Origin of the sequence: Gracilimonas amylolytica (assembly GCF_002911695.1) — a bacterium.
GTDB classification, from domain to species: Bacteria; Bacteroidota; Rhodothermia; order Balneolales; family Balneolaceae; genus Gracilimonas; species Gracilimonas amylolytica.
In genome coordinates this window covers 76441-95414 of the sequence record NZ_PQBS01000040.1, presented here as the reverse complement: position 1 = coordinate 95414, position 18974 = coordinate 76441, and the positions used below count along the sequence as shown (strand labels likewise).

At 46.8% G+C, this 18974-nt stretch carries 17 protein-coding genes; 8 read left to right on the top strand and 9 right to left on the bottom strand.

Annotation, left to right across the window (positions count from 1 at the left end; all coding sequences use genetic code 11):
- Window positions 1-28 precede the first annotated feature (28 nt).
- Window positions 29-1159 (top strand): glycosyl hydrolase family 18 protein, encoded by a 1131-nt coding sequence (locus C3B73_RS12665; protein ID WP_157939506.1) that lies wholly within the window; start codon window positions 29-31, stop codon window positions 1157-1159.
- Between the two features lie 9 nt (window positions 1160-1168).
- Here C3B73_RS12665 and C3B73_RS12660 read toward each other — a convergent pair whose 3' ends face one another.
- The 4 genes from C3B73_RS12660 to C3B73_RS12645 form a co-directional block, all read right to left on the bottom strand.
- Window positions 1169-2176, bottom strand: a complete 1008-nt coding sequence (locus tag C3B73_RS12660) for a sigma-54 interaction domain-containing protein (RefSeq protein ID WP_103665976.1) — start codon at window positions 2174-2176, stop codon at window positions 1169-1171.
- A gap of 201 nt (window positions 2177-2377) precedes the next feature.
- On the bottom strand, window positions 2378-3943 hold the full coding sequence (locus C3B73_RS12655) for a Na+/H+ antiporter NhaC family protein (protein WP_103665975.1): 1566 nt from the start codon (window positions 3941-3943) through the stop codon (window positions 2378-2380).
- Window positions 3944-4084: 141 nt separating this feature from the next.
- A complete protein-coding gene (locus C3B73_RS12650) occupies window positions 4085-5686 on the bottom strand; it encodes a DEAD/DEAH box helicase (protein ID WP_103665974.1) in 1602 nt (533 codons plus the stop codon).
- A 98-nt stretch (window positions 5687-5784) separates the two neighbouring features.
- A complete protein-coding gene (locus tag C3B73_RS12645; protein WP_103665973.1) occupies window positions 5785-6717 on the bottom strand; it encodes a CPBP family intramembrane glutamic endopeptidase in 933 nt (310 codons plus the stop codon).
- 152 nt (window positions 6718-6869) lie between these two features.
- On the opposite strand from C3B73_RS12645, the gene C3B73_RS12640 reads away from it, so the two are divergent.
- On the top strand, window positions 6870-7553 hold the full coding sequence (locus C3B73_RS12640) for an SOS response-associated peptidase (protein ID WP_103665972.1): 684 nt from the start codon (window positions 6870-6872) through the stop codon (window positions 7551-7553).
- A gap of 28 nt (window positions 7554-7581) precedes the next feature.
- Here the strand turns inward: C3B73_RS12640 and C3B73_RS12635 are convergent, their stop codons facing one another.
- Window positions 7582-8514, bottom strand: a complete 933-nt coding sequence (locus C3B73_RS12635; RefSeq protein WP_103665971.1) for a mechanosensitive ion channel family protein — start codon at window positions 8512-8514, stop codon at window positions 7582-7584.
- Between the two features lie 93 nt (window positions 8515-8607).
- On the opposite strand from C3B73_RS12635, the gene secG reads away from it, so the two are divergent.
- A complete protein-coding gene (gene secG / locus C3B73_RS12630; RefSeq protein WP_103665970.1) occupies window positions 8608-8985 on the top strand; it encodes a preprotein translocase subunit SecG in 378 nt (125 codons plus the stop codon).
- A 59-nt stretch (window positions 8986-9044) separates the two neighbouring features.
- On the opposite strand, the gene cysM is transcribed toward secG, so the two are convergent.
- Together cysM and epsC are read right to left on the bottom strand one after the other, a co-directional pair.
- On the bottom strand, window positions 9045-9926 hold the full coding sequence (gene cysM, locus C3B73_RS12625; protein WP_103665969.1) for a cysteine synthase CysM: 882 nt from the start codon (window positions 9924-9926) through the stop codon (window positions 9045-9047).
- A gap of 8 nt (window positions 9927-9934) precedes the next feature.
- Complete coding sequence (gene epsC, locus C3B73_RS12620; RefSeq protein ID WP_232803206.1) at window positions 9935-10765, bottom strand: serine O-acetyltransferase EpsC; 831 nt, start codon at window positions 10763-10765, stop codon at window positions 9935-9937.
- Between the two features lie 253 nt (window positions 10766-11018).
- Here epsC and C3B73_RS12615 point away from each other — a divergent pair, with 253 nt between their 5' ends.
- The 4 genes from C3B73_RS12615 to C3B73_RS12600 all read left to right on the top strand — a co-directional run bounded on the left by C3B73_RS12615 (window position 11019) and on the right by C3B73_RS12600 (window position 15450).
- Window positions 11019-12140, top strand: coding sequence for an efflux RND transporter periplasmic adaptor subunit (locus tag C3B73_RS12615; protein WP_103665968.1), 1122 nt, complete (start codon window positions 11019-11021; stop codon window positions 12138-12140).
- Between the two features lie 18 nt (window positions 12141-12158).
- A complete protein-coding gene (locus tag C3B73_RS12610) occupies window positions 12159-13388 on the top strand; it encodes an ABC transporter permease (RefSeq protein ID WP_103665967.1) in 1230 nt (409 codons plus the stop codon).
- A 24-nt stretch (window positions 13389-13412) separates the two neighbouring features.
- Window positions 13413-14657: an ABC transporter permease gene (locus C3B73_RS12605; RefSeq protein WP_103665966.1), complete on the top strand. Its 1245-nt coding sequence runs from the start codon at window positions 13413-13415 to the stop codon at window positions 14655-14657.
- A gap of 148 nt (window positions 14658-14805) precedes the next feature.
- Window positions 14806-15450: a nitroreductase family protein gene (locus C3B73_RS12600; RefSeq protein ID WP_103665965.1), complete on the top strand. Its 645-nt coding sequence runs from the start codon at window positions 14806-14808 to the stop codon at window positions 15448-15450.
- A gap of 354 nt (window positions 15451-15804) precedes the next feature.
- On the opposite strand, the gene mnmE is transcribed toward C3B73_RS12600, so the two are convergent.
- Window positions 15805-17178 carry a tRNA uridine-5-carboxymethylaminomethyl(34) synthesis GTPase MnmE gene (gene mnmE / locus C3B73_RS12595; protein WP_103666197.1) on the bottom strand — a complete coding sequence of 458 codons (1374 nt, stop codon included), beginning with the start codon at window positions 17176-17178 and terminating at the stop codon, window positions 15805-15807.
- A 107-nt stretch (window positions 17179-17285) separates the two neighbouring features.
- Here mnmE and C3B73_RS12590 point away from each other — a divergent pair, with 107 nt between their 5' ends.
- Window positions 17286-18020 (top strand): transporter, encoded by a 735-nt coding sequence (locus tag C3B73_RS12590; protein WP_157939505.1) that lies wholly within the window; start codon window positions 17286-17288, stop codon window positions 18018-18020.
- 57 nt (window positions 18021-18077) lie between these two features.
- Here the strand turns inward: C3B73_RS12590 and C3B73_RS12585 are convergent, their stop codons facing one another.
- Window positions 18078-18845: a DeoR/GlpR family DNA-binding transcription regulator gene (locus tag C3B73_RS12585; RefSeq protein WP_103665963.1), complete on the bottom strand. Its 768-nt coding sequence runs from the start codon at window positions 18843-18845 to the stop codon at window positions 18078-18080.
- Between the last annotated feature and the right edge of the window lie 129 nt (window positions 18846-18974).

Genomic DNA, 18974 nt, shown 5'->3' with positions numbered 1-18974 from the left:
AAATCTTAAAAAAGTGGTACAGTACATCATGTCTCAAAAAATAATGCTGTTGCTAACTGCGATATTTTTAGTTCAATGTAATTTTTTTAATTCTAATGATAAGCCTGAGAGAGATAATCCTCCTAATGCTGAAGGAATGTGGGTATCAGGTTATGTAGCAAGCTGGAATTATAATGTGGGCGGGCATGGTAACTGGGGCAACACTCAAAGAAGTGAGCTGAACTGGAACGCCTTTACTCATGGGATCTTTTTTGCTCAAACCATATCATCATCCACATGTGAACCGGGTGAGCCGGAAGCATGGGAAAACATCTCCCCCGATCGCCTGAATGCATTTACAGAAGATGCACGGGCAAATAATGTACCTTCGATCATGTCTTTTGGTGGAGCAGGGAATGAAGCATTTGCAGACTGTATAGAAAGTAACCCCGAAACGATCGCCCAGGGAATCGCTGATTTTATGATCACATGGGGCTTTGATGGTGTTGATATTGACCCTGAACCGGTACCTGATGCTGATAGTTTTGCCATATTTATGGAATCTTTAAGGGAGAAGATACCGGACGCGATCATTACAGGGGCATCAATGACCGGGAGTAATGCCGCTGCTGCTTTTGCAAATGCCGAACAGTATTTTGATCAGATCAATATTATGACCTACGATCTTTCAGGGGCCTGGAACGGGTGGTACAGCTGGCATAACTCACCGATCTATAATCCATCAGGCGGAAATGAGGTCGTTAATATCCCCGGATCCGGAACAGAGTACCCAAATATTGAACAATTGATCAATAGGTTCCATGAAGCAGGAATTCCCCTTGAAAAGCTTGGCTTTGGAATTGATCTGTACGGTTATGTATGGACAGGTGTGAACGCTCCCGAACAGGATGCCTCAGGAGCAAGCAGGCGCTATGGAGAGACAAGCTATGATAATCTGGTTGAGGAATTTCCTGGTATTGCCACTAATCCGGAGTGGGATGATAATGCGAAAGCAGCATGGTATGGCACAAATGATCAGTTTGTAAGTTTTGATAACGAAAAGTCGATACAGGCAAAGTTTGAATATGCCAGAGAAAAAGGTGTGGGTGGGATGATCGTTTGGGAGATCACAGGATCTAAAGAACTTGCAGACGAAGTAGCCGCAGAAATGGGGAACTAAGTTTCGTTTTTAGTTTCCGTTATCAGGAGTTGATTCATACTTGTGAAGTTTGTTGTGCAGTGTTTTTCTGCTTACCCCAAGTATGTTAGCTGCTTCAGATTTATTGTTATTGCAAGAAGATAAGGTCTGCTGTATCACCTTCTTTTCGATCTCATCGAAGGGGGTGCCTATTTCTATTTCAAGAAATTTTTTCCCCGAGGGTCTGCTTCCACTTTTAATGTGTTGGGTATTCATGCAGTCTTCTGTGGCTATTTGTGAGGGGAGAACATCTCTGTCAATGACCCCGTCTTTAGAGAGAACCACACATCGTTCAATGATATTTTTCAGCTCTCTTACATTGCCAGGCCAATTATATTTCTTGAAGCAGGTCAGGCAATCTTCCTCGATATAAAGTTTGCCAATATTATATTTTTCGGAAAATACCTTCAGGAAATGTTCAGTTAAAAGCGGTATTTCATCTTTTCGATGCCTCAATGCAGGAATATACAGCTCTATCACATTCAGCCTGTAAAAAAGATCCTGCCGAAAGTCACCCGATTTGATGGCATCATGCAGAATAACATTGGTTGCCGAGATGATCCTGACATCTACTTTAATTTCTTCTTTACCTCCCAGCCTTCTAAATGACTGATACTCTACCGCACGCAGTAATTTAACCTGTGCATTGAGTGACAGTTCACCTATTTCATCTAAAAACAGAGTCCCGCCGTTGGCCATTTCGAAGGCGCCTTCTTTAGTATGATCAGCACCGGTAAAGGCCCCTTTCTCATATCCAAAAAGTTCGCTTTCGATAAGGTCTTCAGGAATAGCACCACAGTTAACTATGATGAATGGTTTTTTATCAATGATTTCTTTGCTTGCAGAGTTATTGTGAATAAAATGAGCAAGCACTTCTTTTCCTGTTCCATTCTCTCCTGTTAAAAGAACCGGTACTTTTGATTTGGCTACCCTTAAAGCTTTTCGTTTTAATTCAGTAATTTCCGGAGATTCATGAATCCATTCGTTATCAGACGCCATGATCTCTCCCGGGTCTTTTGACAGATTTATAGAATCCTGCCATTGTTAACCTCCCCTTTCTAAATTATTGTAATTAGTGACAGCTACCCATTAACTGTTACCAACGTAGTGAACAATTGTAAGGGAATTATGTGTGATGTTACATGAGAATTTATTAATGTTTGTAACACCCACTGTTTATAAAAGCCTTATGTAGCTCAGCTATACAAATAGCAGGACCATCGCTGCATAAGTGAATACAGCCAAGGTTCCGGCTAAAATTGCAAGAGGAAACTGGGTTTGAACGTGATCCATCAGGTCGCACCCGGTTGAAAGTGAGGATAAGATCGTGGTATCTGAAATTGGTGAGCATTGATCCCCAAACACAGCCCCGCCTATGACCGCAGAAAAACATAAAGTGAGAAAGAATGGGTCCGGAACGATAGCCCACGCTAGCGGTATGGCAACCGGAAATACAACGGCATAGGTTCCCCACGAGGTACCCGTTGAAAAAGCTATGAGCATGCATAGGATCATCAGGAGTCCCGGAAGTAAAAATGGAGGAATTACATCTCCCACCAATTCAACAACATATGCGGCAGTACCAACGGCATCCGCGACTTCTTTTAAGGTGACTGCGAGGGCGAGTATTACGGCTCCAATGGTTACGCCTTTACATCCATCAATAAAACCGTTTATGACTTCCTGCAGCTTCATTCCTTTAGCCAACGCAATACCGAATCCGGCAAGCACTGCCAGTATAAATGCCTCTGCAATTGGGAGTACTGCGTTTTCACCCATGCCCATAAAGAACCGTGTGACAAGGTAAGGAAGGATTGCCACCCCAAGAAGAGTTCCAATGGGACCGAAAAAGTCGATCAGGCCGGGTGAATAAATTTCTGGTACTTTGCTTTGAGTGAGCTCATCAGCAGCCATAGGGTTTGCCCCTTCACGATCGAGACCATTCCCGGAACGTGCCCTTTTGATGGCGGCTCTCATTTTCTTACCGGGTACAAATGGGAATTTATCCCAGGCAAATAGCAGTGTAAGAAGTATGGCGAAGATCGCGTAAAAGTTATAGGGCAGGGCAGAGATGAAAAAAGCAATACTCTGCTGAGTGGTCTCAAAAAGTGGCAGGGTCCCGATCACCAGGCCCCCAACATAGAAAGGCCATACGTTAAATGGGATGATGGTGGCTGCCGGTGAAGCGGTGGAATCAACCATATAGGCAAGTTCCTCGTGAGATACCTTATATTTATCTGCTATTGGCCGGACTGTAGCGCCTGTAAGTACGGTACTGATGGTGCCACCCTGATGAAAGATCAAGCCCATTAACCAGGTAAAGAATTTGGCCGTTTGGGGTCCTCGCACCATTTTTTGGCTGGCCCACACAGCAAAACGTTCGGCGCCACCGGTACGGGTCCAGATCCCGATCAAACCTCCGAGAGCCCAAAGATAAACGATGATGATCAGCGCAAAGCTTTCAGTTCCCACAGAAGGGATCAGAAAATCCTGAACAATGTTGATCTGACCGGAAATAACCCCACCCAGGCAGATGCCAATGAATAATGAGCTGACGACTTCCCGAGTGTAAAAGGCCAGTACGATGGCAACCAACGGAGGCATGATCGACCAGATCCCATAGTGTCCATTCTGTTCCGGGAATGCGTTATTTAGGCCGGCATAAACCCCGGCTACTATAAGGGCAAGGATAAGTCCTACTCCAATTTTTCTTTGTGTCTCAGGGTCTTTCCACTTCTTTTTTGTACCGGCAAAATCGTTACTCATAGAAAATGTTCTGCATTTTTGGAAAGAAGCATGGTAGTAAATCGGGCAGGAAATGCCAAAAGAATGGTGTTAAAGAGCATAAAAAAGGCGCACCTGAAAAGATGCGCCTTAAGACGATCACTTTAATGTAATAAAGCCGATCTAGTTGAACAGCTTTTTGATCCAGCCAAATGCTCCGTCTTCAGAACTTGGAGCCGGACGTTTGCCTTTACCTTCTTTCCCACCGGAAAGTCCCTCGTAGGAAGGGCGTGGCAGTCCGTTCGTTTTCTTTTCTTTTTTGGGCTTTCTCCGCTTTTTATCCTTCCTGGAAGTCTGTTTCCGGTTATTCTTTTTGGATCCGGACTTCTTGTTAGAATCTGTGTTCTTTTTGGAGCGTCCTTTCTTTTCTTTCACTTCTTCAGGAAGTGGAATTTCAGTTGGGGCATATCCCACTTTTTTTACGATCTCATCGATATCATCCTTGTCCATTTTGGAAACCAGTGATACCATGCGGGCTGCCTTACCGTTTCCAACCAGTTCCGCTCTGTACTTGTACTCCTCAACTTCGTTGGGAACGTCATAGTTAACGACCTGTTTTACTTCATTGAGCTCAATTTCAGTGGCAGATAATCCACCAACCAGCAGGATCTTCATGTCTCCGGAAACGAATTTACCGAAGCGTTCATCATAGTATTCCTGCTTAAGTCCTTCGTTGATGCTTACCACTCCCCATCCTTTTTTACGGATAATTCTGAACAATCGATCTGTTGTCCGTTTTGAAGCGGCAAATACAACGATCTTGGCGGTCAGTGTTTTCTCAAGATGGGCCAGAAGGGTAGATATCTTGGCTCTTGGGGGGACGTAAATATAAGCCTGCGTCAGGTCTTCAGGAACCGTTGGGTCTTCTTCATCAGCATCTGAAGATTTATCATTGTCAGAAGCTTCAGTAGGTACTTCATCTTTTTTCTCTTCAGGATTCAGAACCACACTTACACTTGCGGCTTCCAGCTTACGATTTACTTCTTCCTGATCCAGTACAAATTCTTCTTCAGGCTCCTTCTCGGAGGAGGAGTTTGAGTCATTTCCATCCTGAGGGGATTGAGCTGCTTCCTGGCCTTTATCATCAGGTTGATCAGAGATCACATCTTCATCAAATCCGAATACTTTCGGGTCTTTAAGTAAAGCAGAGGACAAAGCTTGAGTAGCTTTGTTGTTTGATTCAGAAAAAATAAGCACCTGTGGGTCACTCTCCACTACCTTCATGATATCCTTCACCCGGTTCACCAGGTTATAGTTCTCCATGCCATGAGCCTGATCAATTACAACCAGGTCAATATGGGAAAGCTTTAGCTTATTTTTATCCAGTATTTCAATCAAACGTCCGGGGTTTGCAATTACCACCGGTGCCCCATCTTTTATAGCTTGCTCTTGTTCATCGCGGTTTCCTTTCATGGAAAGGGGGGTGCTGCTGATCTGAGCATGGTATCCCATAGCCCATACAGTCTCATCCAACGCTTTAGCTCGCTCAATAGATGGTGTTAATATTAAAACTTTAGTGCCACTAACCTCTCCATAGGTAGTCAATTTCTGCAAAGCAGGTATCAAAAATACTCCATCATCATCGGTTTCAGTTTTTACAAGCATATGGTTGCCTTGTAGTACCGATGGAATAACTTCATTCTGGAGAGGTGTAGGTTCTTCAATTCGTAGGTCGGCCAGCCCGCTCATTAGTTCGGGGCTTAAGCCAAATTCTTCAAAAGACAATGTTTACACCTCTTTCGTTTTGGCGTTATAGTTCAATTTTCAAAGATCTTATCTCCATCATTGGAGATTCATTAATATACAAAAAAAGTAACGGAAGCTCAGGTAATCTTCGTTTTACCTGTTTGGTTGTACTCGCTGTACGATTTCGTAAAGAAACTTTCTGCTGTTAGATCAACCCCGGTATAACGTAAATAAACCAGGCTCAGGATGATGATAAGCAATATTCCAAGCACTCCCGTCAGACCGGCTTCCGGCCCAAATGAGCCCCCGGTCCACCACTCAGGACCTTTTTGCTGGATCTGAATAATTGAATTTCTGATCTCCATTCCACTTACGCGGAACCCAAAGATCCCGCCCTGAAAGAAATTCCACGAAAAATGCAGACCGATCGATAAAGCCAGTCTTCCGGTTATGACGAACGGAATTGCCAACATGATACCGGCCAGTAAAATATTGATGACGGCAGTGATGGAGGCATCCGGATTGGCGGCATGTGCCATACCAAATAAGGCGGAACTTAGAAATACACTGATCAGGGTTGCCTGGAAAGGAGTGATCTGCCCAATGGTCAGGCCTTCTTTGATATTTGGAATAAGGTATCCCCTTGACAGTAATTCCTCATAAAAGCCAACAGAAGACATCTGTACCAGGAAAACAAGGATAGGGATCAGCCAGAATCGCTGCCCGTTTCGCTCCCACCCAAAACCGTTGATATCAAGCCCGTTGGTCTGCCAGATCACCAAAAAGATCACCCCCATCACAGCTGCCGCAATGATGATGCCGGCAAACAGTTCTTTCATCCATGTACTGTTCAGGCTCAATCCCGCAAGATCCCACGACCGCTGATCCACAAACCGGAACATCACGTAGTACAATCCGAGTGTAATAAGTGAAATACCAATAAACTGAAGGGCTGTGTATGGTATGAGCGAAGGCAGCGCTACTCCAAAACTAAACAGAAACAGAAATAGAATGATCCTTAAAAGGGAGCATAACCGCTGTTCCTCAACATTAAAAAACGGGTTTTTCATAGGTCAGTGTTTGAAATTCGGTCTGACTTAATATAGAAATTACAGGCACTTTTTAGCAGGATGTTTGTAACCGGTCAGAAATTGATGGGCAATACCTGAGAGATTTTTCGTTTATTACAAACAAAGCCAAAGTATAACTGAGTATAAAAAGCATGGAACGTTACGTATTAGAAGCTTCCAAAGATGTTATCGAAGAGATCTTTGAAGTTGAATCATCCTCAGAGGTTATTTATGACCCCAATTACAATGTGATACAGGGAGCTGTAATGCCTGTCATCCTAAAGCAGGGTGGGAAACGAAAGATCGATACTTATGAATGGGGGTATAAAAATGATCGGTCAGTTGAAGGGGTATCGGAAATTAAGGTTGAAGATGTAAAGGAATCATCTGTCTGGGATGAAGCCTTGGAGAAACATGCCTGTATTATCCCGGCATCCGGTTTTTATAAGTGGAAGGAGACCGTTGAGGATCCCCTGCCTTTTTACCTGAGGGTGATCTCAGAAGAAGTGAGTGGCTTTGCCGGGATCTGTTCGGTGTATAAAGATGAAAATGGCAGAACCGTAAAAACTTTTGCCATACTCACAATGCCGGCTAATGCACTTGTGGAACCACTTGACGACAGGATGCCGGTGATCTTAAAAAGCAGTGATCAGGATAAGTGGCTGAATGGTGAAGGGAAAGCCCTGATCGATAAAGGATTTGATGCCGACGCCCTGCTCCCAAATATGACCGTATTCAGAGTGCCGGAGCTGGTGAATGATCCCTCCAATAACTCAAAGGAACTCATTCAGCCAATTCCCAAACTTCGGAATTATGACGGAGCTGATGACGATTAGTTCTCATCCCTAAACATTAAGATCGTCTTTAACCGGGCAGATCCGCTCCGGGAATGGTGCCGGGCTTACCTTCAGTCGGGTTATTGTAATACCGAATGGTTGGGTAAGCAAAATCGATGTCGTCATGGCCTTCAAATTCGAGCAGGATATTTTCCCATAGTTGCTGTGAAATGCCTCTGCGGGTACGCGGATTGGATAGATAGCGAATGGTGAGGTTGATCCCACTGTCTTTCACGCTGGTGTACACAATGGGTGTGAGATATCGGTATTGTATCAAATAGTGCTTTTCAGCTTTTTTGACTTCATCCCGGGCCTGATTCACAAATTCCTGACACACATCGTCTGCAATCTCCTGAAGTAGATCTTTGGCTTTCTTCCAGTCACTTTCAAAGGTCACCAGTACGCCCATTTCATTCCATACCCATTCAAAGTCAGCGGTGTAGTTGGCAATGTCTTCGGCAAATATCTTATGATTGGGGATATGTATGATGCGCCCGGTACTCTGATCCGCATCCACCCAGTTTCCGATCTCTAAAATGGTAAATTTGAAGACCCTGATGTCGATCACATCCCCCTTTGAATTACCGACCTGTACCCGGTCTCCAATATCGAACGGTTTACGCCAGATCAGAAACAGCCACCCGGCCATATCGGTGACGGGATCTTTAAGGGCGATGGCAATACCGGCAGAAAGTAAACCAAGAAATGTTCCCAGCTGACCAAGGGCCGAAAACCAAACCTGAGCCAGTATGATCGCTCCTATCAGAAAAACAATGTAGTTCGTGTTCTTTTTCCACTTGTACAGCGTTTTTTTGTTTTCAACATTTTTCTGAAGGATCCGGACTACAAAAAAGCGAATGAGCCAGAGAAAAATGATGATCCCGACCGTTTCAGCGATCTGAACGGTTAGACTTGGAGAGTTTGCAATGAATTCTTTTATGCTGTCTATGAACTCTTTCATCCGTTATTTGTATTTTTTGATACTCCGATGCTTGGGATAGTATGCAAAAATGGGTATCTTTGCACCCTTCAAAAAAGATAAGAATCTAATTACATGCTTTATAATATAATTGTTGGTGTCATCGCTATCATTTGTTTTCTGCTGATCGTGGTTGTTCTGTTACAGCCGGGTCAGGGACAAGGAATTTCCGGAATGGGTGGAGCCGGAGCCATCGGAGGCGGTGGCGGACTCGGTGCCCGCAGAACTGCAGATCTTCTGTCAAAGGCCACATCCGTGCTGGCAGGTATCTTCCTGACGCTGTGTGTATTGGCTAATTTCGCGATCGACCGAGGCGAAGTAAACCGAAGTATTTTACAGGAAGGTGCCCCCGGAGTGAATGCTCCAATTGAAACACCTTCAGAAACGTCACCTGCTATTCCGCAGACCCAAAGTGACGATCAGGGCGGAACCTCAGAAGAGGGTGGTAACTAAATTTAGTTCCCGCATTGAAATGAATATTGAGCCTCATCATTAACCTGATGAGGCTTTTTTTATTCCTCAAATAACGGTGAGCTGAGATATCGGTCCCCACGGTCGCAGGTGATGCATACGATAATGCCCTCTTCGAGCTCTTCCGCAATTTTCAGGGCAGCGGTCAATGCCCCTCCACTGCTCATGCCTGCAAAAATACCTTCTTCTTTTGCCATTCTGCGAGCCATTTCAGTAGCTTCATCCTGACTCACATCCACCACCCGGTCAACCCGGTCAGCTTCAAATATTTCAGGCAGGAATTCAGGTGACCATCTTCGGATGCCGGGAATAGAAGAACCCTCGGTAGGTTGAGTACCTACGATCTGCACATCCGGGTTTTGAGATTTCAGGTAACGGGACACCCCCATAATGGTTCCGGTGGTTCCCATGGCAGAGACAAAATGCGTGATCTTGCCGTCCGTATCTTTCCATATTTCAGGCCCGGTAGTGCGTTCGTGCATTTTGTAGTTATCGGGATTTCCAAACTGGTTAAGCTGAAAATAGCCTTCTTCGTCCGATATTTTTTGTGCCAGCTCCCGGGAATATTCGATGGTTTTTTCGGCGGGAGTGAGAATGACTTCAGCTCCAAAGGCCTTCATGGATTTGACCCGTTCTTCGGTGGCACTTTCCGGCATCAGTAGTTTGATCTTCAGGCCTTTCATGGAAGCGATCATTGCGAGGGCTATACCGGTATTTCCACTGGTAGCCTCAACCAAAGTATCTCCTTTTTTGATCTCACCACGTGCAAGGGCTCCGTTGATCATACCCAAAGCTGCCCGATCCTTTACACTGCCACCGGGATTTTGTCCCTCCAGTTTGCAGTAAATGGTTACATTCTTATTCGTGGGGATAGACTGCAGTTCAACAAGCGGAGTATTGCCAATGAGCTCTTCGATGTTCATATCATAAATTATTTATAGGTTATGGTATCCGTTTCTCCTTCCGTGTTCGACATCTTGGCTTTGTAGTAGATCTTGGAATTGGCGGGCACGCTTTTGGTCAGCCACACATTGCCGCCGATGATACTGCCGGCTCCGATCACGGTATCCCCACCCAGGATGGTGGCACCGGAATAGATCACTACATTATCTTCAATGGTTGGGTGGCGTTTGATCTTCGCATCCTCTTTTCTGACACTCAACCCACCAAGGGTCACGCCCTGATAGATCTTGACGTTTGAACCGATCTTTGTGGTTTCTCCGATCACCACTCCTGTACCGTGATCAATGCAGAAATGGTCCCCGATCTCGGCACCCGGGTGAATATCAATGCCCGTTTGCCGGTGGGCGAATTCTGAGATGATCCTTGGGATAAGGTTCACTCCAAGATTCAGTAATTCATGAGCGATCCGATGAGCCGCAATGGCGTAAAAGCCGGGGTAGGTCCGGATGATCTCCCCTTTACTTTTGGCCGCCGGATCCCCCGCAAAGATGGCTTCAACATCCTCGATCAGAGCTTTACGAATGTGGGGCAGTTTGTTGAAAAACATATCCTCGAGCCCGCTTCGCTCACTTTGCACGCATTCACTGTTTTGATCGAGGATCGTCCGAAGTTCGGATTTACACTTCTCTAACGAATCTCTTACCGCCGGTTCATCAACTAAGCGATTGCGGGAAAATTCCGGGAAGAGCATGCTCATCAAATGCTCAAAAAAGGAGATCACCATTTCGGGGGGTGGACATTTGGACACATCACGATGTGCCTGAGCCAGCTCTTTAACAAAGGTATTGAAATCATTCACGGCTTGTGATCCGGTATTTGTTTGGGGTTCATCAGGCTAACACAAAATAAGCCTCAGTAAGTTCATAATATTGAAAATGTCGGATCAGCCCAACGATTTATTTAAAGATCGGATCCGGTTCAACCCTGAAGAAAAACAAAGGCTTTAGGGGTTCACCGAATAGTTTTTCTATCCGGTTCAGAAAAAAATAGAAACATTGAAAACACGATGCCGTAGAGGCAATCAAAACCAATTCAATTTCACAAGAATTATCATGGCAAAGCAAAAACGAAAAACATGGATATGGGTTGTAACTTTAACGGTGATCGTACTGGGTGGCGGAGGCTTCTATTACAGTTACAGCAATGATTCGGAAGATGCTCAGGAACAGGAACAACCACATGTTACAGCCGAGATCGGCACGATCGTAGAAAAGGCACTAGCTGTTGGAACCATTGAGCCGGAAAATGAGATCGCAGTCAAATCAAAACTATCGGGAGTGGTAAGCAGGCTGTATGCGGAGGCCGGCGATTACGTGAAAAAGGGAGACCCGCTGATCGAAGTCAGTCCTGACCCGACACCTTTGGAACTGGCTGAGGCCAAACGTAGCCTGGAGCGTATCGAGATCGAGGAAGAGAATATTAAAAAAGAGCTGGATCGGATGAGTCAGCTTTTGGAGCGACAGTTAGTGGCTCAACAGGAATATGATCAGCTTAAGGAGCGGCACAGTGATGTACTGGTTAGAAAGCAGATCGCCAATGAGCGGTTGCAGCTGCTGGAATCCGGCCGTATCAAAATGGGAGATGTGCTGATCGAGTCAGTGATTCGCGCCCCGATCGACGGGTATATCCTGGAAGAACTGGTGGATGTGGGAGAGCCTGTGGTTCCCCTGACTTCTTATCAGGCCGGTACACCGCTTATGACCATTGCTGAAATGGAAAATCTATTGTTCAAAGGTACAGTGGATGAGATCGATATCGGGAAAGTTGAGATCGGCATGCCTGTTGATATCAAGATCGGGGCCCTCCCGAATAATGTGATACAGGGTCAGGTGTCACACATCTCACTAAAAGCACAGGAGCAGGATAATGCAACAGTATTTCCGGTTGAGATCCGGATCACAAATACAAATGGGGCGGTACTCAGAGCCGGCTATTCCGCCAATGCCGATATCATCATCAAAAAACTGGAAAATACTCTCACTATTCCTGAGCGGGTGATCGAGATGAGAGATGGCAAAGCGTTTGTGGACATCCCCGGAACCGAACCCGGCAGCCGTGAAGAGAAAGAAATTCGGGTGGGAATGAGTGATGCAATCACCATTGCCGTGCTTGAAGGACTGAATGAAGGCGATACCGTTCTGGAGCGTCCGGTTAAAACACTCACTGTAAGATAAATTCCAATTCAGGCAAATATGTCTCTCTCGGCTTTATTTAAAGAATTATTCCAAAACCTCAACCAGCAGCGGCTGCGAAGCTTTCTTACCATTTTCGGTATCATGTGGGGGACCGCTACGCTCATTCTGCTGCTGGCTTTTGGGATGGGATTCCGTGATCAGACCGTATTGAATATGCGCGGCATGGGCGACCAACTCGCGATCATGTTTGGTGGGCAAACCACGAAGCCGTTTGAGGGATACGGAATTGGCCGGCCGGTCCGCTATCGGGAACAAGACGCCAGGTTGCTGAAGAATGAGATCGCAGCTATTGATGTGGCAACTCCGGAATACATGCGAAGCCTTGAGATCTCCTATGGCGATAAACGGCGTAACTCTTCAGTTGGCGGAGTGTATCCGGTGTATCAGGAACTGCGCAATACCTTTGAAGTCCCCGGTGGACGATGGCTGAACCAACGGGACCTGGATGAACGCCGCCGCGTGATCTTTATCGGGAACCGACTGGCTGAAAACTTATTCGGTGAGGAAGATCCGGTGGGCAAGCAGGTGATGGTTGCCAATACGCCCTTTACGGTGATCGGTGTGCTGCAGGAAAAGATCCAGAACTCATCCTATTCCCAGCAAGACAGGGACCGGTCGTTTATTCCGGCTACCACCTTTTCTGCGATGATGGGAACCGAGATCATAAACAACATTTTATATACCCCCAAAGACCCGGCGCTGGCAACGGCCATACAGGATCAGGTGTACGAGGTGATGGGGCGCAAACATCGCTTTGACCCAACGGATCGGGATGCGATCGGTATCTGGGATACGAACGAATTCTGGTCATTCATCAACATCATGTTTTTGGGGATCAATGGATTTCTTGGATTGATTGGGTTCTTTACCCTGGCTGTGGGTGGTATCGGCGTGGCCAATATCATGTTTGTGGTGGTTCAGGAACGCATGAAAGAGATCGGGATCCGAAGGGCGGCAGGTGCACGGCGACATCATATCATGATACAGTTCTTTCTGGAGACCTTTTCGATCGTGGGCATTGGTGCTGCAGCCGGTTACCTGATCGGGTGGTTCCTGGTTGAAGCCATGCAGAATATTCCCATTAAAGAATTTGTGGGGACTCCCTATTTCTCACCGCAAGTTGGACTGATCGCCTTTGCCGTGCTTGGTTTTGTGGGCTTTGCTTCCGGTTTGTTGCCGGCATGGCGGGCTTCAAGACTGGATGTAGTGGAATGCCTGAGACAATAATTTAAACTTGATAAGTATACCGATATGTGGCGAACCCTATTCACTGAATTCTTCTCTGACCTTGGTAAGCAAAAGCTTCGCTCCTTTTTGACCCTGACGGCCATTGCGTGGGGAACCCTTTCCGTGGTTCTGCTGCTTGCTTTTGGGCGCGGGCTGGGCACCAGCATGATGGAGGGAATGCTTGGAGCGGGTAATCAGGTGATCGTGGTGTATGGTGGACAAACAAGCGTGAACTACGAAGGGCTGGGAATAGGTCGCCGTATCTCATTCACAGAAGCGGATGTGGAACTGCTACAGGATGCCGTGCCGGGCATTCAATACTCCAGTCCACAGTACGGGCGCTGGGGTGCTCAATTAAAAACGGGGGATATTACCACCAATACTTTCATGGAGGGGGTGAATCCCGATTTTGAGATCATGAGAACCATGTATCCTGCAGCAGGAGGGCGGTTCATCAACGAGCGGGATGTGGATGAAATGAGAAGGGTACTGTTTCTGGGAGATGAGATCGCAGTCAGATTGTTTGGGGAAGAAGACCCGGTGGGTCAGCAGGTGATGCTGGATAATACCCCGTTCACGGTGGTTGGCGTGATGAAGCCTAAGATGCAGACATCCATGAATAATGGCCCGGACGCCGATCGCGCCATCATTCCTTATACGACTTTCAGGAATATGTATGGCAACCGAAATATCGGCTCTATGCTGATCCGTCCCCAGGACCCATCGCTGCAGGAAGATATCAGGGCCGGAATTGTGAATATCATGGCCTCTAAATACAATTTCGATCCGGCTGACGAACAGGCGATGCCGATGTGGGATTTCATTGAAATGGAGGAGATGAATCAGAAGGTGGCGATGGGGCTGGAGATCTTTCTGTTTACCGTTGGATTCTTTACGCTGATGATCGCCGGGGTGGGCGTGGCGAATATCATGTTTGTGGTGGTTAAAGAACGCACCCGGGAAATTGGTGTTAAGATCGCAGTGGGTGCCAGAAAAGTGCACATCATCACGCAGTTTATTTTTGAGTCGCTGTTCATCTCATTTCTGGGAGGAGGGCTTGGGATCCTGATCTCCACAGCCATTGTATTTGGCGTTAGCTCTATGAATCTTGAAGGCGGGGCGGGTGACTTTCTCGGAAATCCTGAGATCTCGCAGCTTGCCGTAGTGGTTACGGTTGGGGTGCTTGGGTTGATCGGATTACTTGCGGGGATCTTTCCGGCTATTAAAGCCGCGAGAGTGGACCCGGTTGAATCCCTCCGATACGAGTAGATCTATCGGTTCAACCCGCTAAACAGAAACAGTTGATAGATGCTGGCTATGGTATCTATAAGAACAAAGAAAGGTGAACCGGGAGTAAATGCAGGACGTTTAGTGTTATTTTGTGTGAATGAATAAAACTCACAAAAATAACCGTAGTATGAATTTTTACGACGCCCTTCAGTGGCGATATGCAACCAAAAAGATGAACGGCGGTTCCGTGCCAAGAGAGAAAGTGGATCGGATCTTTGAAGCCATTCAAATGGCTCCAACTTCCATAGGTTTACAGCCGTTTACCGTGCTTCACATAACCGATCCGGAACTCAAAGAACAGATCAAGCCTATTGCTTATGATCAAAGTCAGATCACCGAAAGTTCCGATCTTCTGGTCTTTACAGCTTGGGATGAGATCACTGAAGAACGTATTGATGATTTTGTGAAACTGACGGGAGAGATCCGAGACCTGGGTGAAAAGGAACTGGAGCCGGTTCGCAATATGGCGAACGGTGTGGCTTCCAGACCAAAGGAAGAACACTTTAATTGGTCGGCCCGGCAGGCCTACATTGCTCTGGGTTTTGGGTTGCAGGCCGCAGCTATTGAAGAAGTGGATGCTACCCCAATGGAGGGTTTCAAGAATGAAGAATTGGATGAGTTACTCGGCCTTTCATCACAAGGTTTGAAAAGCGTGGCCCTGATGACCATTGGCTACCGGGAGGAAGATAATGACTGGCTGGCTCCTATGAAGAAAGTCCGCCGACCCAAGGACAAGCTCATCATTGAGCCAAAAGTGTTGCAAACCGCGTAGTTATTGGTTGAGATATGGTTAGTGAGGCCCGCATGGCGAAAGCTGTGCGGGCTTTTTTGGTTAAGAAGGTAATGAATGGTCTGCGGTTTAACCCTCGTTCCGGCGGCTCTGCCCCGGAATGCCTGCAGGAGGCTCTGCCTCCAACTATAATAATTAAGGCCACATAAGTCGTCTATACCCCGAATCACCGCTCTGTACGTTCCGGTTCAGTCATTTAAAAAACTGTTTGTTTTGTGAGGCGGAGCCTCCATAGTGCATCACGGAGCAGAGCACCGTGACGAGCACAAAACTACTCATTTCAGTGCTTTTTGTGTTAAAACTTTGCCGAGGCTCAGGCTTAATTAATTAGCAAATCTACTTCCCAATGCAAAAGCGGGAAAATATACTGTCCAGCACATCTTCGTTGGTGATCTCGCCGGTTATGGTGCCCAGTTCCTTCAGGGCTGCCCGGAGGTCAATAGAGAGGAAGTCGCCTGTCATATCCATGGCTAAACCACGAAGGGCCGATCGGACGTGCTCTTTGGTTTTCTGCAGGGCATCCCGGTGGCGGGTGGAGGTAACCAGTAAACTTGAAGCGTCGTAATGTTTGTTCTCCAGGGCCCGGTCTTTCAGGAGCTGCTTCAATTCTTTGATCTTTTCCCCTTCAAGGGCTGAGATCTTCAAGTCGAATTCTGTCCGCCATTCCTGATCAGTCTCGATGTCTGCTTTGGTGCCGATCAAAATGAAGGGTGTATCTTTGGCGCGGGATTGAAAGTCAGCGATCTCCTTGCGTTCTTCATCGCTGAACGGCTGGGAAAGATCTTTGAGGTAGATCACGAGGTCCGCCTGCTCAAAAGCCTTTTGGGAACGCTTCACCCCTTCGGCCTCCACAATATCTTCCGTTTCGCGCAGGCCGGCCGTATCAATGAGTTTGAACAGCAGTCCGTCATAGCTCCAGTCAGCATCGATGGTATCGCGGGTGGTGCCGGCTATTTCCGTGACTATGGCCCGGTCGCTGCCAACCAGGGTATTCAGCAGTGTGGACTTCCCGGCGTTGGGCCGGCCAATGAGTACGGTCTTCACGCCGTCTTTCACCAATCGACCGGTTTCATAGGTTTCCAATAATTCGGTGATCTCCGAGTCCAGATCCTCAAGCAGTTGTTGCAGCTGTTCTTTGTTAGCGAACTCTACATCCTCTTCAATAAAATCGAGTTCAAGCTCGATCATGGCGGTGGCATCGATGATCTGCTGCCTGAATTTTTTGATGTGCTCTCCAAGCCGCCCTTCCAATTGCTGATGGGCGGCATCCACGGCTTTGGAACTTTTTGCGTGTATCAGGTCAGCCACGGCCTCGGCCTGATCTAGATCGAGTTTGCCATTGAGAAAGGCACGCTGAGTAAACTCCCCCGGTTCGGCAGACCTTACTCCAAGTGACAGAATGGTTTCAAGCACGGTTTGGGTTACAAGCACTCCACCATGGCAGGATATCTCCACAGTTTCCTCGCCGGTGTAAGAACGGGGGGAGTGAAATAAGGTGACCAACACCTCATCCACGGGAAACCGTTCTTTGTTCACGATCTTTCCAAAATGAACCGTATGAGATGTTTGCTGAGTCAGGTCCTTTCCCTGAAAAGCCTTGTTAACCGTGGCGATCGCATCCCGGCCGGAAACCCGGATCACGGCAATACCGCCTTCCCCAACCGGGGTAGCGATGGCCGCAATGGGTGATTTTTGAGTGATGTCTGTCATGCGGTTAAGATAGGCAGATTGAAATGAAAACCGTAGGGGCAATTCATGAATTGCCCCTACGGTTTTCAGGCAAAATATGTACCTTGGTTCGAAACAAACTCAATCCTATGAAGAAGAATCTATCTGTTATACTACTGCTATTTTTTGGTTTTAATCTGGTGCAGGCCCAGAATTACTCACCGGATCGGCCGGGCATTGCGAATGGATCGTTCATCACCCCTGAAGGGATGCTTGGGTTTGAGGCCGGTTTACAATTCAGTAATACCGACCTGAATAAACAATTTGATGTGGGGCAGCTTGTGCTGCGTTATGGGATCAACGAAAAGTTAGAATTCCGTGCCTTGCTGGGGTCCTTCACAACGGTTGATCAGGAACTGCTCGGAGGAAGCACCTCGTACACAGGCATTCAGGATATGGGGGTCGGGTTCAAATATAATCTGTATCGCGGGGAAGCCTCGAGCCTGTCGGCTTTAGCTGAGGTGAGTTTGCCGTTTGGAACCGAGGAATTCACGAGTGATGAAACGGTTCCTTCCATCGGAGTCCTTGCGGATCATGCCTTAAATGAGAGCCTGAGCATTTCATCTAATCTTGGGTACAGTTTCAGCGTTGGTAATGTGGATGACAGCTGGCTGTTTACACTGACCCCCGGATTTATGATCTCAGATAATATGAACGGGTATTTTGGCTATGCCGGGAATTATTACGGAAATTTTGAGCAGCACTGGGTGGAAGGCGGAGTGACCTACGGACTCGAAAGTGGTACTCAGCTGGACCTGAATTTTGGATATGACACTGAAAATGAGATCGCATTCATAGGGATCGGATTTGCCAGAGGATACTGAGTTACTTGAATTCTAATATGGGGTGATGACAAAAGGGTGGCGATAAGCTGCCCCTTATTATTGTGAGGCTGTCGTCACCTGAATGCCCATTTCTTCCAACTTTATAATAGTATCTGAAGATATGCCGTCATCCGTAATGATATGCTGAATTTTGTCCAGCCCGCAAATACGGCTGAATCCCCGCTTTCCAAATTTGGTATGATCTGCAACAACCACGGCATATTGAGCCACTTCAATGAATTTTTGATTGAGGCTTGCTTCCATAAGGTTGGACGTAGTAAGTCCGTGATCGAGGTCAATGCCATCCACACCAAGAAACAGGATCCCGCAGGTAATGCCGCTCAGGAATTGTTCGGCATAAGGACCTACCACTGAGGTGGAACTTGGACGAAGCTGTCCGCCCAATTGGAGGATCTCTACATTCTCATGATGAGAGAGTTCCAGGGAAACATTCAAAGCCGAGGTGATCACATTCAGTCTGTGATCCGATTTTATGTGTCTTGCCACTGCAAGAATAGTTGTGCCGGAAGCAAGAATGATCGAATCATAGTCCCCGATCAGCTGAACCGCCTCTTTGGCAATGGCATTCTTTTCACCCGCACGTATTTTGGCCTTTTCCGAAACGGGCCGGTCGCTTGTATAGGGATTCGTCTGGGTTGCCCCGCCGTGCGTTCTGAATAACAATCCTTTTTCCTCGAGCACCCTCAGGTCCTTTCTGATGGTTACTTCAGACACTTCCAGGTCGTTACTCAGGTGCTGCACATTTACCTTTCCATTGTCTTTCAGTTCTTTAAGTATGATTTCGTGTCTTTCCGCTACGGTCATGATAGATGCTTTAATTTATTTCAAATATACCATAAATGGTCTGGGGTGACAAATTCGCTCTAAAACGAAACAAAAAGAAAGTGATTAGGATTCATTGAAGCAGACCTTTGAGGTTGTAAGGAGTCATTA